The 15,805-nt window shown below is 44.7% G+C and carries 14 protein-coding genes; 8 read left to right on the plus strand and 6 right to left on the minus strand.

Features of this window, described 5'->3' with window-relative positions; genetic code table 11:
- The first annotated feature begins 21 nt into the window (after nucleotides 1-21).
- The 7 genes from AC3WJJ_RS11855 to AC3WJJ_RS11885 all read left to right on the plus strand — a co-directional run bounded on the left by AC3WJJ_RS11855 (nucleotide 22) and on the right by AC3WJJ_RS11885 (nucleotide 6,550).
- Complete coding sequence (locus AC3WJJ_RS11855; protein WP_492540752.1) at nucleotides 22-1,080, plus strand: lytic polysaccharide monooxygenase; 1,059 nt, start codon at nucleotides 22-24, stop codon at nucleotides 1,078-1,080.
- 49 nt (nucleotides 1,081-1,129) lie between these two features.
- The gene (locus AC3WJJ_RS11860) at nucleotides 1,130-2,479 is read left to right on the plus strand and encodes a lytic polysaccharide monooxygenase (protein WP_492540754.1); all 1,350 of its coding nucleotides are present in this window, start codon (nucleotides 1,130-1,132) and stop codon (nucleotides 2,477-2,479) included.
- Between the two features lie 283 nt (nucleotides 2,480-2,762).
- On the plus strand, nucleotides 2,763-3,773 hold the full coding sequence (locus AC3WJJ_RS11865) for a helical backbone metal receptor (RefSeq protein WP_492540756.1): 1,011 nt from the start codon (nucleotides 2,763-2,765) through the stop codon (nucleotides 3,771-3,773).
- A complete protein-coding gene (locus AC3WJJ_RS11870) occupies nucleotides 3,773-4,780 on the plus strand; it encodes a FecCD family ABC transporter permease (protein ID WP_492540758.1) in 1,008 nt (335 codons plus the stop codon). The genes AC3WJJ_RS11865 and AC3WJJ_RS11870 overlap by 1 nt, the downstream gene beginning before the upstream one ends.
- On the plus strand, nucleotides 4,781-5,584 hold the full coding sequence (locus AC3WJJ_RS11875; protein WP_492540760.1) for an ABC transporter ATP-binding protein: 804 nt from the start codon (nucleotides 4,781-4,783) through the stop codon (nucleotides 5,582-5,584).
- A complete protein-coding gene (locus AC3WJJ_RS11880; RefSeq protein ID WP_492540762.1) occupies nucleotides 5,568-6,080 on the plus strand; it encodes a HugZ family pyridoxamine 5'-phosphate oxidase in 513 nt (170 codons plus the stop codon). The genes AC3WJJ_RS11875 and AC3WJJ_RS11880 overlap by 17 nt, the downstream gene beginning before the upstream one ends.
- Nucleotides 6,081-6,097: 17 nt before the next feature.
- Nucleotides 6,098-6,550 (plus strand): DinB family protein, encoded by a 453-nt coding sequence (locus AC3WJJ_RS11885; protein WP_492540764.1) that lies wholly within the window; start codon nucleotides 6,098-6,100, stop codon nucleotides 6,548-6,550.
- Nucleotides 6,551-6,623: 73 nt separating this feature from the next.
- On the opposite strand, the gene AC3WJJ_RS11890 is transcribed toward AC3WJJ_RS11885, so the two are convergent.
- Nucleotides 6,624-7,532, minus strand: a complete 909-nt coding sequence (locus AC3WJJ_RS11890) for a LysR family transcriptional regulator (protein WP_492542030.1) — start codon at nucleotides 7,530-7,532, stop codon at nucleotides 6,624-6,626.
- 209 nt (nucleotides 7,533-7,741) lie between these two features.
- Between AC3WJJ_RS11890 and AC3WJJ_RS11895 the strand changes: the two genes are divergently transcribed.
- Nucleotides 7,742-8,884, plus strand: a complete 1,143-nt coding sequence (locus AC3WJJ_RS11895) for an acyl-CoA dehydrogenase family protein (RefSeq protein WP_492540766.1) — start codon at nucleotides 7,742-7,744, stop codon at nucleotides 8,882-8,884.
- Between the two features lie 109 nt (nucleotides 8,885-8,993).
- Here the strand turns inward: AC3WJJ_RS11895 and AC3WJJ_RS11900 are convergent, their stop codons facing one another.
- The 5 genes from AC3WJJ_RS11900 to AC3WJJ_RS11920 all read right to left on the minus strand — a co-directional run bounded on the left by AC3WJJ_RS11900 (nucleotide 8,994) and on the right by AC3WJJ_RS11920 (nucleotide 15,800).
- Nucleotides 8,994-9,641 (minus strand): nitroreductase family protein, encoded by a 648-nt coding sequence (locus tag AC3WJJ_RS11900; RefSeq protein ID WP_492540768.1) that lies wholly within the window; start codon nucleotides 9,639-9,641, stop codon nucleotides 8,994-8,996.
- A gap of 161 nt (nucleotides 9,642-9,802) precedes the next feature.
- Nucleotides 9,803-10,795, minus strand: coding sequence for a hypothetical protein (locus tag AC3WJJ_RS11905; protein WP_492540769.1), 993 nt, complete (start codon nucleotides 10,793-10,795; stop codon nucleotides 9,803-9,805).
- A gap of 3 nt (nucleotides 10,796-10,798) precedes the next feature.
- Entirely contained in the window at nucleotides 10,799-11,287 is a 489-nt protein-coding gene (locus AC3WJJ_RS11910; RefSeq protein ID WP_492540771.1) for an RNA polymerase sigma factor, read from the minus strand.
- 125 nt (nucleotides 11,288-11,412) lie between these two features.
- Entirely contained in the window at nucleotides 11,413-13,248 is a 1,836-nt protein-coding gene (locus tag AC3WJJ_RS11915) for a UbiD family decarboxylase (protein ID WP_492540773.1), read from the minus strand.
- Nucleotides 13,249-13,496: 248 nt separating this feature from the next.
- Nucleotides 13,497-15,800, minus strand: a complete 2,304-nt coding sequence (locus tag AC3WJJ_RS11920; RefSeq protein ID WP_492540775.1) for a glycoside hydrolase family 95 protein — start codon at nucleotides 15,798-15,800, stop codon at nucleotides 13,497-13,499.
- Nucleotides 15,801-15,805 lie beyond the last annotated feature (5 nt).

Here is a 15,805-nt window from a genome sequence, read left to right on the forward strand (position 1 = left end):
ATTTAAAGGAGGCTTATTAATATGACTTCTATCCGTTTAGCTAATTCAAGAGTAACAAAGGGGTTTGCAGTCCTTGCAATCATGGTTTTAGCTGCATTCCTTATGGTTATCATTGCTCAGAAAGCATCTGCCCACGGTTGGGTTGACAGCCCAGGAAGCCGAGCCATTCTGTGTAAGAACGGACAAAATACAGATTGCGGAGCCATCGTGTATGAGCCTCAAAGTTTGGAAGCACCTAAAGGCTTCCCAGCAGCTGGTCCTGCAGACGGCAAAATCGCTAGTGCAGGCGGCGCCTTCCCGAAACTCGATGAACAATCTGCTACTCGCTGGACGAAGGTCAACATGTCTTCCGGGCAGAATACATTTACTTGGAAGCTGACTGCCGCACATGCAACAGCAAGCTGGAAGTACTACATTACAAAACCTAACTGGAATCCGAATGCTCCACTTACACGTGACTCCTTCGACCTTACTCCATTCTGCTCCGTAAATCATGGAGGATCACAGCCCCCATCCACCTATTCTGACACTTGCAACGTTCCTCAAAGAACAGGCTATCACGTCATTCTAGCCGTATGGGAAGTTGCCGATACAGCCAACGCATTCTACAACGTCATTGATGTTAATTTCAGTGGTGGAAGCAACCCCGTAGATAATCAAGCACCAACCGCTCCTAGTGCGCTTGCATCCACAGGCACAACATCCTCATCAACGTCCCTATCCTGGAATGCTTCAACGGATAACGTAGGGGTAACAGGATACAAAATTTACAATGGTAATTCCCTCGTAACAACCGTCTCCGGTTCAACGCTGAATTATACGGTTACAGGCTTAACAGCAAACACAGCTTATACCTTTACTGTAAAAGCAATAGATGCTGCAGGTAATGAGTCAGCAGCTAGCAATGCTGTCAATGTTACGACAACGGGTGCATCGACTGGATACCCAGCCTGGAGCGCTTCCACTGTCTATGTAGGTGGTAACAAAGTGACGCATAATGGCGTAAATTATGAAGCCAGATGGTGGACACTCGGCCAAACTCCAAGTTCTAGTTCAGATGTCTGGAAAGTGATTCCTTAAAAAATAAGTTGATCTAGTATTTAAACAACCCAAAAGGAGGCTAAATTCTATGACATCTACTCGTATATCTAACTCAAGAGTAGTGAAGCTTTGGGCCATCGGAGGAATCATGATTCTAGCTGCATTTCTCATGGTTATCTTAGCTCAGAAAGCTTCTGCCCACGGTTGGGTTGACAGTCCTGGAAGCCGGGCGATCCTGTGTAAGAACGGACAAAATACAGATTGTGGAGCCATCGTGTATGAACCTCAAAGCTTGGAAGCACCTAAAGGCTTCCCTGCAGCTGGACCTGCTGATGGCAAAATCGCTAGTGCAGGCGGCGCCTTCCCGAAACTCGATGAGCAGTCTGCAACCCGCTGGACGAAGGTCAATATGTCTTCTGGACAGAACACATTTACGTGGAAGCTGACTGCCGCACATGCAACAACGAGCTGGAAGTACTACATTACGAAACCTAACTGGAATCCAAATGCAGCACTTACTCGTGACTCCTTCGACCTTACGCCATTCTGCTCTGTGAATCACGGAGGTACACGCCCGCCATCCACATATTCTGACACTTGCAATGTGCCCCAAAGAACAGGCTATCACGTCATTCTAGCCGTGTGGGAAATTGCTGACACTGCAAATGCCTTTTACAATGTCATTGATGTCAATTTCGGTGGCAGCAACCCCGTCGATAATCAAGCACCAACCGCTCCTAGTGCGCTTACATCCACAGCCACAACATCCTCATCAACCTCCCTATCCTGGAATGCTTCAACGGATAACGTAGGGGTAACAGGATATAAAATTTACAAGGGGACTTCCCTCGTAACAACGGTCTCCGCTTCAACGCTGAACTATACGGTTACAGGCTTAACAGCAAATACAGCCTATACCTTTAGCGTGAAAGCTGTAGATGCTGCAGGTAATGAGTCTGCAGCTAGTAACGCCGTTAATGTAACCACAAGTCCTGTAGTCGTTGATACCGAGGCACCGACTGCTCCTAGTAACCTGCACGTTATGGGTGCAACTACGTCAACGAGTATTACACTCATGTGGAGTCCTTCAACCGACAATGTTGGGGTGACTAGTTATAAAATCTATCGTGGTTCCGTACTCGCTGGAACAGTATCAGGAACGACAACTGAATACACTGTTTCCGGCCTGACGCCTAGTACCGCCTATACATTTGTCGTTAGCGCACTTGATGCAGCTGGTAATGAATCCACTGCAAGTAACTCTGTAAGTGCAACAACGGCGGATGCGCCAGCCGTTCAGGCTTGGGCACCTAATACTTCGTACACGACAGGATCAAAAGTAAGCTACAATGGTTCTGTCTATGAATGCCGTCAAGCACACACCTCATTGAATGGCTGGGAGCCATCTAATGTTCCAGCCCTTTGGAAGCTAATATAATTCTTGCTTCGTCTGCTTCTTTAGACAATCGACCTTAGAAATAAAGAAAAGTGCCCCTTTGATAGAATCCCCTCCTGAAAGGAGGAGCTATTCTGATCAAAGGGGCTATTATTGTTTTCATAGTCATAGAGACGCCTTAATTCGCTATCCTCTACACACCTCAAACCATCATTTCAAATTTTTTTAAATTATTTTAAAAATAACTATTGATAATGATAATTATTATCAATATAATGATTATGTTATCAGTGATAATCATTATCAATTATGAAGGGAGAAACAAATGAAATTATCCAATTTCAAACCTGCACTTGTCCTTACCCTGTTTACGGTTATCGTTGCAGCCTGTGGTCAAGCACCGGCTTCCAATAATACATCGTCACAGTCCGTAGCTCCGTCCACAGCAAAATCAGCAACATCATCACAGGAGGATAAATCCAGTGCCTCTAACACTTCTATTCCTGTAGATGAAGCGAAAGTAGAAGAACTGCTCGCGCAATTCAAAGGAAAGACACCTGACACCGTCGTGACCGTGTCCGTATCTATCTCCGAATTACTGAATGAGCTTGGGGTTATGCCTGCCGGGGTACCGACAACAAGCAGTAAACTGCCCGAAGCATTCGATCAAGTCCCTCGAATCGGCTCATCTCATCAGCCAGATCTAGAACAGATCGCTAAGCTGAAGCCTGACTTCGTGCTTGGACCTGCTTCTATTAAAGAAAATCTGGATAAATTGTTCCAATCTGCATCCCTTCCATCTGCATACATACCTGCTGATTCTTTAGAAGAATTAAAACTATCAATGATAGCTCTCGGACGTCTTTTTAATCAAGAAGCTAAGGCAGAGTCATTCCTACAACAATTCAACGAGAAAGAAACTAAACTCGTTGAAGCAACGAAAGGTAAAACAGCTCCATCCGTTATGATCCTATTCGGCTCAGCCGAATCACTTATGTTCATGAATGAAGATACATATACCGGTAGTTTGGTGAAAAAACTCGGCGCTGCAAATGTAGTCACCGATGTTCTTAAGCTAAAGGAAACTTATATCCCGCTTAATATGGAGAGCATTGTCGCTGCGAATCCAGACATTATCCTACTCGTTGCACACGGTGATCCAACCGCTGTTGCTAAGAAATTCGAAGAAGATACGAAGAAGAACGGGGCTTGGGAGAAACTGAATGCTTTCAAGAATAACAAGTTGATCTCGCTCGACTATAACTTATTCGGCATTGCATCCATTACAAAGGCACCTGAAGCATACGAGGAAATGTATAACATACTGTATAACTGATGGAGGAATTCAGCGTGACGGAGAAACATATCAGGAAAGCCGCTTTACTTGGCATCACCGTCCTACTTCTTCTAGCGGCAATTCTGCTATCTATAGGCCTTGGAAGTGTCCGTTTATCTCCATCCGATACACTCAGTACATTGTTTGGTTCTGGAGATGATGCCAATCATACAATTCTGTGGGACATTCGAATACCGAGAGTCATTCTTGCACTCTTAATTGGAGCTAATCTGGCTGCTTCAGGAGCATTACTTCAAGCCGTCATGCTGAATCCGCTAGCTGACCCCGGTCTTACCGGGGTTTCAAGTGGTGCTGCAGTCGCTGTTTTGTTCATTATGCTTGCTCAGCCTAGTTACTCTTCACTGATTCCAGTAGCCGCAATTTTTGGTGGTATTATCGCTGCGTTCCTCGTATATGCCTGGGCATGGAACCGGCGAACAGGATTCACGCCCATCCGCATTATTTTATCTGGTGTAGCGGTAAATGCCGTATTCGGCGGAGTCATAGGACTACTATCTCTCCTTTATAGTGATCAGCTACCCTCAGCATTACAGTGGCTAAATGGTAGTCTATCTGGAAAAGGAATGAGTGCTGTATACGTTTTGCTCCCTTATTCTATTGTGGGATGGATCGCGGCACTTCTCTGTATTCGGCAAGCAAATATTTTACGCTTAGGTGAGCAGGTTGCCCATAACCTCGGACAGGATTTGAACCGTATCCGCTTTATGCTCTCATTCATTGCCGTTTATCTAGCAGCAATCACTGTCTCAACCGTTGGACTTGTGGGATTTGTCGGACTCATTGTTCCGCATATTGCTCGAATGCTTGTTGGTACGGACTATAAACATGCATTACCGATGAGTCTCGTGCTAGGCGCTCTCATTCTGCTCGTGGCAGATACTGCTGGCCGTACCGTGTTCTCACCGACGGAAATACCTGCCGGAATTGTGATGGCGATGCTTGGTGGGCCTTATTTTCTTTATCTAATGCGCAAGGGGGATACATAAATGCTAGACGTTCAGTCGCTGACCATACGCTATTCCGATCGAACGATCGTGAGCAACTTTTCGCTCGAAGTACAAGAAGGCGAAATTGTATCAATTATTGGACCAAATGGTTCCGGTAAATCTACGATACTCAAAGGTTTGTCGCGCAGTATCCCTTGTGAGAGTGGGCGTATATGTATTGCCAACCATGAGATATCCTCCCTCAGCAATAAGCAGGTATCTCGCATCATGTGTATGCTCTGTCAATCTAATACTTGTCCACTGGATATGACCGTCAAAGAACTCGTTGGATACGGGCGTGTACCGCACAAGAAATGGCATGAACGTTTCGATTCAAGTGATGAAGAAGTAATCCAATGGGCGCTTGAACAGACTGGAATGCTTCCATACGAACACAGATTAATCGTCTCTCTATCCGGAGGCGAAGCACAACGAGCCTGGATTGCAATGGCACTGGCGCAACGACCGAAAGTACTCCTCCTTGATGAGCCGACCACTTATTTGGATATAGCCCATCAACTAGAAGTCCTTGAGCTGATAAGCAGGCTGAATCGCGAATTAAACCTTACGGTCGTCATGGTACTGCATGATTTGAATCATGCAGGTGCCTATAGTGATAAGATCGCTGTAATCAAAAGCGGCATTATGCGGGAATACGGACCTCCACAAAAAGTACTCACACCGAGATTGATCCGAGAGGTTTACGGTGTCGAGTCGGAAGTAGAATACGTTTTAGGCAGTACGGCCCCCCGGATTCATATTATTAAGAAAAGTAGAGGGATAACTCATGAAGCCATTGGATAAAGAAAAAGTTAAACAGCAATACCTTGATTTCTTAAAAAGCTTGAAAACAATCATGCTTAGTACGACTGATGATGAAGGCAAGCCGTTCATCTCTTATGCTCCTTTTGTTCAGAAGGATGGACATTTATACATTTATATCAGCCAAATCGCAAACCATTATAAGCATCTTGAAAATGATCCCGCTGTAGATGTCATGTTCATTGAAGACGAGTCGCAATCCGCCAATTTATTTGCTCGGCAAAGAGCAAGATTTGTGTGTACCGCCGTCAATATTGGCAACGAAGGCCACGAGGACATTTTTGAGTTGTTTGGTGAATCTTTTGGTGAGAATATGATTCGTATGCTGAAGGGTTTAGATTTCTCATTATTCAAGTTAACGGTTCACGAGGGGCGTTACGTGGTAGGATTCGGTCAAGCGTTTGACATGGACCTGTCAGGCGAACGTTTGGATCATGTTGCAAGGGACGGACATACAGCTGTAGCACAATCGAAATAGATAAAGGAAGTGATCGAATGACAACACTAGATACTGTATCTCAAATCTGGAACTCCATTCAGGAACGATTCCATAAGACAGCTGAGAGTTTACCTGAACAAGATCTACCTTTAAAAATAGGAAATGCTTCTATAGGCTATATGCTGCGCCATAACGCAGAGGTGGAGTACATGTTCGCGGATTGGTTCTTTAGTCGGCCCATACCAGAAGGATTTATTATCCAAACTGCCCGCGGAGCTGGCGGTGCCGATATGGAGTTTACGAATCTGGAAGAACTCATTGCTACCCTGAAAGCTTCTAATGAACATATATTATCCGCTATGCGCGAGCTGCCTGAAGAGAAGTGGAACGAACCGGTTAAATCTCCAATGGGCGTATCGACACCTCTTGAAGCTGTGGGAAGACTGATGTATCACACAGGCATTCATGCCGGACAGATTTCTCTCATTCAAAAAAATGCAGCCCTCTGATTAGATGGCGTAATATACAATACTTAAGAGAGGGAGCCGAACAACAGGCTCCCTCTCTTTTTCACAAACCTCATCACTCATTTTCCGTAATGGCTTCATAAAGTGCATCAACATAAGCAACCGCAAGCTTCGAGAGCGTAATGTTCTTATGGCTAATCCAGCCTACATTAATACTCTCATCACTTTCAAGAGGTACTGGAATGATCTCATTCCCGTTGAGGTCGGCACTCAGCACTCCTGTGGAAATGGTGTACCCATTTAGCCCGATTAGCAGATTAAAAAGTGTGGCCCGATCATTTACACGTATGCTTTTTTTGTGAGACAACGTACTCAGAATTTCTTCAGAGAAATGAAACGAATTGTATTCACCTTGATCAAAAGACAAATACGGGTAGTCTTGTAGCTGTTCAATCTTCACAATGGATTGCTTCGCGAGCGGATTATTAATGCTGATAAAGATATGTGGCTTCGCTCTGAACAAACTATGAAACTGCAGACCCGCATCCTTGAGCAGCTTGTTGATCACCTTAGAGTTAAATTCATTCAAATAGAGAATGCCTATTTCACTATGAAGTGTTTTGACATCCTGAATAATTTCATACGTCTTCGTCTCTCGTAGAGCAAGTTCATATTCATCTTGTCCATACTCCCGTACGAGATTTACAAAGGCGTTGACTGCAAAGGCATAATGCTGGGTTGATACTGAAAAATGCTGCGGTGAAGGCTTAGCGTTCACATAACGATTCTCAAGTAGCTCTGCCTGTTCTACAACCTGACGAGCATACCCTAGAAATTCGGCACCCTCTTTGGAGAGTGATATCCCCTTGTTCGTCCGTTCAAAAATTGTAATCTGAAATTCTTCCTCCAAATCTCGAATTGCATTTGAGAGACTCGGCTGGGATATGAACAACCGCTTCGCCGCTTCATTCATCGACCCCCGATTAGCAACTTCTATAGCGTATTTTAGCTGCTGCAGCGTCAATGGGTTCACTCCTCTTTTAAATTTACTACTTCTATTCTATTACATTTAAGGTTGTAACGACGATTTAATTAGCCATTTCAAAGTTAGAAAAAGAATGTATTCTATTAATCCCGTTTAACACAACCGGCTTTATGGGGATTGACGAGAAAATATGATACTATAATGAGAGTAGTCACCATATAAAGGAGTGATTCATCCTGGCCAGGTATATGGATCAATATATACGTAGTGAGGCAGAGCAGGAACGTTTAAATCAGATTCAGCTTATCGCCGAGCGTTTTGCCACAAGAGCATCCCATCATGATCAAGCGGGAAGCTTCCCATTCGAAAACTTCAACGATCTTCGAGAGATAGGATATTTAAAGCTAACCGTTCCCCGCAAGTATGGCGGTGATGAAATTTCGCTGTATGAGATGGTACAAGTGCAGGAACGTCTAGCTTACGGAGATGGATCGACGGCCTTAGCTGTGGGATGGCATCTAGGTCAAATACTACATCTAAGAATGACCAGTAAATGGCCGGAGGAATTATTCGCTAACTTATGTCATGATATCGTCCAACAAGGCTCCATGATGAATGTATTTGCGAGTGAAGCGGGTACAGGAAGCCCCAGTCGGGGTGGAAAACCTGAAACGACCGCTGTTCGCACCCTTGGAGGCTGGCTCATCACAGGACGTAAAACGTTCAGTACACTTTCCCCGATTTTAGATCAGTTCGTCGTAACCGCATATGTTCCTGAAGAGGATACGGTTAGCGAATTTCTCATTCGTCGAAGTGATCGAACTACCATCGAAGAGACCTGGAACACGCTGGGTATGCGTGGAACAGGAAGCCACGATGTCGTGCTCAAGGATGCTTTCGCCCCTGAGCAATTCCGCATTACAGGTTCGGGAGTGGATGACGGTAGCGGATGGCTTCTTCATATTCCCGCCTGCTACATGGGAATTGCTTTGGCTGCAAGAGATTATGCCTTGAATTTTGCTAAATCATATAAACCAAGCAGCGTTCAGGCCTCCATTGCCACACTGTCAACCGTGCAGCAGTCCATTGGCAAGATGGAAGCGGAGCTTCGAACCGCTCGTACGATGTTGTATGAAGCTGCAGAGCGGTGGGATAACTCCCCTTCGATCCGCTCCGATATGCGTGCACAACTGGGTCTAGCAAAATATACAGTCACCAACAATGCGATTACGGTTGTTGACTTGGCTATGCGGATTGTAGGTGGATCGAGCTTGTCTAAAGATTTACCGCTCGAGCGATATTACCGAGACGTTCGCGCTGGCCTGCACAATCCACCGATGGATAACACGGTTTTAAATCAGCTTGCAGCCGAGGCATTAAATGAAGAATGATTAAACAACGTACTATTATTTGACAAGAACAACAAGCAGCTGCCCTGGCGAATATTGACCTAGGACAGCTGCTTTTTTGCCCCGATATCCTCAAAGGTTCCTTGGTCTATTAGTTTCCATAATAGGTAACAAACTCACCGTTCGGTTTACGATAGCCGCGTGGTCTAGGTTTACTCGTGTCTTCCTTTCCTAGTGTTATCAGCATAACGGGGATATAACGCTCAGGGATCCCCAGTGCTTGCTGAATAGCATCCGCATCGAATCCGATCATCGGACATGTCTCCCACCCTTTGTCTTTTGCAATAAGCATGAATTGCATCGCCGAGAGACTTGCGTTACGTATCGCTTCATCACGCTTAAATTGATCTCCTCTCGATTCATACATCGTATGTACTTCCCGAACGGTTTCATTAAACTCGATCTGATCCATGACACCAAGATGGAGCATCCCTTCATTCATCGGTCCCACATCCTGATAAGCTTCCAGATCACCTAAAACAACAATAACTGCTGAGCTACTTAACACTTTGTACTGTTTATATGCTGCGTCATATACTTTCTCTTTTAACGCTTTATCTGTAACAACTGCATAATGTGCATGCTGCAGATTAAAAGCCGACGGTGCAAACTTCGCAAGGCTGAACATCTCCTCGAGTTCCTCTCTGCTGATCGGAACATCCGGGATAAATTTCATGGCAGATCTTCTGGATTTGACAAGCTCCGTAAATGAAATGGATGAATTAGCTACTTGATTCATGTCAGACTCTCCTTATGTATACAACTTTTATATTATTTTATCATAGCGACTATATAAAAGTAAGTATAAAATGTCATAGTTTTGGATTTTTTTGCTATGTACTGTATTTGATACAGCCAAAAAAACCCTTGCTAGGCAAGGGTTGAATAAAATTAGACTGACTACATTTGTTCCCAAAATGCATCAAAGACAACAGGATCCAATTGAAAAAAGACACCTGCATTAGCATAACTCACATAATTTCCGTCTTTAAACAACCTGAGTTGAACTTCGGTCTGATCCTGAAGCTTCAAATAGATAAACTTCTGATTCTCAGGTAATGAATCATAAATTCCTGCTTCATATAGCGCATCTGCTGATACAGGTCTAGCCTCATATAAAGAGTCAATAAAAGCTTGTAATGTATGGTCAACTTGGATATCTGTAAAATGGGCTTCACTAAAATTCCAACTGTTAAAATCCTGCCATTTTGCAGATTCAATATGCTCCTTCAAATGGAGCTTGCCAATGAGATCCTCACCCCGGGCAACCGTAATACCGTTAAGTTGTTCGTATAGCTCGGCAAATATCGCCCCATCCATCTGCATATATGACATGATTCTAAAATCTGAATCGTACCCCTTTACCGCGTATATATCCATCTCGCCTATCGTCGACGCCATTTCAGTGTAATCAGAAGAAGTGCTCCATTCGTCTATCCCAGCTTTTGTACGCCCAAGCTGTTTTCCTTTCAAAAGCTTTGCGGTTTCAGGAGATATTGAAGTAGATGTCTGTGTATAGATGTTGCCTTTGTAGACGATCAATCCAATCATATTGGCTTGCGCATTAGATTCTTTCGGCAGTTCGATCTTCGGGATGGCCACGGCGTGTGAATCTTTATTGCTTACCGAAGGAGTCTGATCGAACTCAGGCACGTTATTCGATGTGATAATCGTGGTCTCTTCAAGATTCAATACTAATGCAACTACCAATCCTAGGCATGCAATTACAGCCAATCCAGTTGCTGCTTTTAGCAGTCTGTTTATACGGTTGCGAGCACCGCTCATACTTCTTTTATGTTCATCACGCTGTCTCAGCCTCTGAATGATCCGATGCTCCATTCCTTCATCCGGCTCGATCTGATTCATTAGATTCTTATAATCCTTCCGATCCATGATTCATTCCTCTCCTTCTAAATCCATCTTAAGCAGTTTCCTACCACGATTGAGACGCATTTTTATAGCAGATTCACTGATCTGCAAGATTTCAGAGATCTCCCGAACCGAATAATCTTCATAATAATACAGGTGAATCACTGCCTTGTACTTGAACGGCAGCTTTAAGACATGATCCATAAGCGCTCGATCTGGAGATGAAAACTCGAAATATTCGTTGATCTCTTCCACCTTCATGACACGTCTTCGCCACAAGCTACCTTGCATATTCTTGCAGTGATTCGTTATGACCCGAATTAACCACGCCTTTTCATGCTCCTGATCTTTAAATTCTGGCAATTTATACAACAGCTTGATAAACGTTTCCTGCATAGCCTCTTCCGCATCTTCTTTGTTACCCAAATGAACCATCGCTATTTTAAACAGCATCCTCCCATAGATTTCATAGGCATCTGCTATATCTCCGCCCGGCCGGAGCGAATCACTCTGCATGATGTTCTGACCTCCCTTTACCTCTAACACAACTACGGACGTTCTTTGGTCACATTTTGTTATCAAAAAAAACGATGAGCACAAAAAAACACGCCATAAATGACGTGTTCTATTGCAAGTATCACTTACTTCTCAATACCACCTAGTACTGCACCTTTCACAAACAATCGCTCAATATTCTTCTCTACGATTGGATCGGGTATTAACGGCGGCGCTTGATGAGGTTTAGTACGGGCATCAATGATGACATTATCACATCCCCAGTGCTTGTACTCATAGCGGCTATTCACGCCGTAAATATCATGAGACGGGTTACTCCTTGTGAAGGTAGCCCACAGGAAGTTATTCAGCGTCTCACTCATGAACGTACTGTCATCACAGACGATGAGGAGCGGACAGGAGTCAAGCCCCCCTCTTTCCCGTATCGCAGCACTAAGGCCATTCATATGCTGCTGCGCTTCTTCATAGCTCTTAAATGCTGGTCCTTGGAACGCCACAACCCCTGGCATGACTAAGCTTGGAAGCCCGAATCCAGGGATATCCTTCAGGATCTCTGGCACCTCACGGCATAACTCCCGTATCGAATCGCCTACAGCTGCGAATATGACTTTACTGCCCGTATTCAACCCTGTCCCTGAATAATCCAAGGTGTCAATCGTTGTATTCGTCTGAAAATGAAGATCCCGCTGCAGATCGATTCGTTCCAAAATATAAGATAAAAACGCCTCAATCTTGTACGAGCTTATCGGCTGCTTCTCTTCTGCAGTTATGAATAAATACTTCGCTAAGCTTAGTTGACCAGTTCCCAATATCCGATTCGCTTGCGTAAGGATTTCGGCAGGCTGTTTTACTTGCTCATAAGGCGTATAGCGTTCACTGCCAATCGCGAACAAAAGCGGATGTACACCTGCTGCATCAACAGCATGAACTTCTTTCACACCAGGGATTTCCTTCCGAATCGCTCCACCCGTCAGCTCATGAATCAACTCACCAAACGAGGTATCCTCTTGCGGAGGACGTCCTACGACAGTAAATGGAAGTATGGCATTCTGCTTCGCATACACTTTATGCACTCTCATGACTGGGAAAGGGTGGGTTAAACTATAGTAGCCCAAATGATCACCGAAAGGTCCCTCCGGTTTGGTCTCTCCAGGATGAATTTCTCCCGTAATCACGAAATCTGCATCAAGGCTGATACAATATCCGTCTACATAGTTGTACCTGAAATGACGACCAGCAAGCAGCCCCGCAAAGGTCAGTTCACTCATCCCTTCAGGCAATGGCATAATCGCTGATAACGTATGTGCTGGCGGACCTCCGATAAACACACTTACTTTCAGAGGTTTACCTTGCTTTGTCGCTTTGTCCTGATGGATTCCAATACCCCGATGAATCTGATAGTGTAATCCCACTTCTTTATTCAACACATATTCATTCCCGCTAAGCTGAACACGGTACATCCCTAGGTTAGAGTTCATGATGCCTGGCTTCTCTGGATCCTCCGAATATACTTGGGGCAATGTGACAAAAGCACCGCCATCATCTTTCCAGTGCTTAATAAGTGGAAGATCCGATATTTGAATCTCCTGGAAGCCGGCTGGCTGGTTACCAGACTTCTTCAATGGTAATGCTTTACTTCCTGACAAGCCGGTACCGATATATTTAAATGGATTTTTAACAACTTGCATGGGGTTGTTACGAACAGCGATGGCATTCTGCGCTGCATTCCAAGTATCCTTAAAGATAAACTTACTTCGCTCTATTGTACCAAACAGATTAGACACCGCTCTGTACTTCGAACCTTTTACATTCTCGAACAATAATGCTGGACCCCCAGCATCATAAACTTTCCTATGTATCGCTGCCATTTCAAGATCAGGATCGACCTCTTCATGAATACGAACTAGATGTCCGTTCTTCTCTAAATCGATAATGCATTCTTCTAGATTCCGATAGCTCATCCATATTACTCCAATCCATAGAAGGTAGTGAACGCATACCCACACTTGTGAATATTGGCTGTGTAAATCATAACACAAATAAGCAGCAATTCCGATTCGTTAGGTCATGCTCAAGTATTCCAAAGAAAAGATGCCAAGAACCTCTAATCTCAATTTCATTGTCCCCGTGAAAAGATACAAAAACACATAAACCACCTGTCAAAATAACAAGCGATTTATGTGTTCATCTTTATGACTTATTCTATGAGTTATTTAAAATCAACAATGTAACTCTGACCCGCTTCTGTATTCAAAGCAGTCTGCATACCTGAATAAGAAACCTTACAGATTCCACCGTTCAGCGATAAGATCTTGCATTGTCTCAATTCGCCCTGCTCCCATTCGATATCCACTTCAAACCCGCCACGTGCTCTTAGACCTGTAACTGCCCCATGATCCCATGCTTTCGGGAGCGCCGGGAGCAATTCGATTGAGCCGCCATGACTATGAAGCAGCATCTCGGCAATTCCTGCCGTCCCACCGAAATTCCCATCAATTTGGAATGGCGGATGGTTATCAAACAGATTAGGGAGGGTAGAATGCTGAAGTAGCTGTTCGAGGTTAAAGAGTGCCTTCTCCCCATCCTTTAAACGGGACCAGAAATTGATAATCCAAGCTCTGCTCCACCCTGTATGACCACCGCCATGCTGCAAGCGATATTCTAGCGACTTGCGAGCAGCTTCCATTTGATCTGGAGTGGAAGTATAACTATACTGCTCACCCGGATACAGTGCATATAAATGGGACATGTGACGGTGACCCGGCTCGGCTTCTTGAAGAGGATCACACCATTCCAAGAGGCGTCCATCGGGGCCAATGTCTGGTAATGCTAACTCACTAAACACATCTGCAACCTTAGCGGTGAACTCATCCTGTATCCCTAACTCCTTGGCTGCTTCCGTTACGCAAGAAAACACATCCCATATAATTTGCTGATCCATGGCAGGTGCCATGCACAGAGCAACTCTGTTACCAGCAGGTGATATGTAAGTGTTCTCAGGTGAAGTCGAAGGACCTGATATCCACTTCCCCGTATCTGGATGCCTTACGAGCCAATCCAAGAAGAAAAGTGCTGCTTCCTTCAGCATAGGATATGCCCGATCGGCTAGAAATTCGCGATCTCCTGTGAAGCGATAATACTCCATAAAGTCGCGGACGCACCAGCCTGCCCCCATCGGCCACATACCGTAATTCACATTCCCTACAGGTGCCGTAAACAACCACGCATCTGTCGTATAATGAGCTACGAATCCGTTACAGTCATACACTTCACGTGCTGTCTTTCGTCCATTCTTCACCAGACCTTCTAGCAGTTGAAAGTACGGCAGATGACATTCAGATAGATTGGTTACTTGAGCCGGCCAATAATTCATCTGAATGTTGATGTTAATATGATAGTCACTATCCCAAGGGGCTTCCATTAATGGATTCCAAATTCCTTGAAGGTTCGCAGGCATATATCCTGGGCGACTTGAGGAAATAAGCAAATATCTCCCGAATTGAAAATACAGTGTAAGCAGCCCCTGATCCTTGTTTCCCTTACGGAATGATTCCAATCTCAGGTCAGTCGGTATGTCTTGCTCAGATGATGTTTGTTCGTCAGCCGTTCCCAGACGAAGCTGAACCCGCTGAAACAACCGCCTGTGCTCCTGAATATGATCCTCCTTGATTTGAAGGTAAGACTTCTTCAAGGCACTCTCCAGATCAGCTTCACATTGCTGTGTTAAATTATGCTGAAGCGGCTCTGACGGATTCGCAAATTGATAGTCCGTGCGTACAGCCAGATATAATGTGAGAACCTCTGCATCGCTTATGATGAGAGCTTCTCCCTCATGGCTAATCAAACCTTCACCTGCATCTACCTTCAGCATACCGGTAAATTTAACACCAGGATGCGTCGAACCGTGTGCTGCTTGCGCAGTAAGCAGGAGGCCATCTTTACCATGCAGCTCAACACTTGCATCCGTTCCCCGAGATAGCTCTACTCGTGTATTAATCCGTCCTTGACCTTCCGTATAATAACGAACGACCAGAACTTGATCCATACTACTTGAGAATGCTTCACGACAATAACGAACCCCTTCACGTACATAGGAGACTTTAGCTACAGCCGTATCCAAATCCAATTCACGTCTGTATTCACTGATGCTATGCTGCTCCGTAATCCCGAGATCTGTAATCGATAAATCCCCAAACGGCTGATAGCTTCTTGGTCCTGTATGAGGTGATAGTACTTTCTCTTGTACTAGCTTCTCTGCTTCCTCGCACTTGCCAGCAAGTAGCAGCTCTCTGGCTTCACGAACTGCTTCCTTAGCTTCAGGGAGATGCTCAGGCATAGGTGGCCCAGCCCAGATCGATTCTTCATTTATCTGTATCCGTTCGGAAGGATAATCCCCAAATATCATGGCACCAAGACGTCCATTCCCAATCGGAAGCGCATGGTTCCAATTCTGCTCCGCTGTCTCATCTGACCTAGATGAGGGCTGATCGTACCATAACTTTAAATCACCCACAGTTT

It is taken from the genome of Paenibacillus sp. FW507-14B1B (assembly GCF_058781425.1).

Excerpts from the sequence above, each read along its gene's own strand:
- AC3WJJ_RS11865 (WP_492540756.1), top strand. The coding sequence starts at position 2,763 with ATGAAATTATCCAATTTCAAACCTGCACTTGTCCTTACCCTGTTTACG.
- AC3WJJ_RS11900 (WP_492540768.1), bottom strand. The coding sequence starts at position 9,641 with ATGAATCAAGTAGCTAATTCATCCATTTCATTTACGGAGCTTGTCAAA.
- AC3WJJ_RS11855 (WP_492540752.1), top strand. The coding sequence starts at position 22 with ATGACTTCTATCCGTTTAGCTAATTCAAGAGTAACAAAGGGGTTTGCA.
- AC3WJJ_RS11875 (WP_492540760.1), top strand. The coding sequence starts at position 4,781 with ATGCTAGACGTTCAGTCGCTGACCATACGCTATTCCGATCGAACGATC.
- AC3WJJ_RS11880 (WP_492540762.1), top strand. The coding sequence starts at position 5,568 with ATGAAGCCATTGGATAAAGAAAAAGTTAAACAGCAATACCTTGATTTC.
- AC3WJJ_RS11915 (WP_492540773.1), bottom strand. The coding sequence starts at position 13,248 with ATGAGCTATCGGAATCTAGAAGAATGCATTATCGATTTAGAGAAGAAC.
- AC3WJJ_RS11910 (WP_492540771.1), bottom strand. The coding sequence starts at position 11,287 with ATGCAGAGTGATTCGCTCCGGCCGGGCGGAGATATAGCAGATGCCTAT.
- AC3WJJ_RS11895 (WP_492540766.1), top strand. The coding sequence starts at position 7,742 with ATGGATCAATATATACGTAGTGAGGCAGAGCAGGAACGTTTAAATCAG.
- AC3WJJ_RS11860 (WP_492540754.1), top strand. The coding sequence starts at position 1,130 with ATGACATCTACTCGTATATCTAACTCAAGAGTAGTGAAGCTTTGGGCC.
- AC3WJJ_RS11870 (WP_492540758.1), top strand. The coding sequence starts at position 3,773 with ATGGAGGAATTCAGCGTGACGGAGAAACATATCAGGAAAGCCGCTTTA.
- AC3WJJ_RS11905 (WP_492540769.1), bottom strand. The coding sequence starts at position 10,795 with ATGGATCGGAAGGATTATAAGAATCTAATGAATCAGATCGAGCCGGAT.
- AC3WJJ_RS11885 (WP_492540764.1), top strand. The coding sequence starts at position 6,098 with ATGACAACACTAGATACTGTATCTCAAATCTGGAACTCCATTCAGGAA.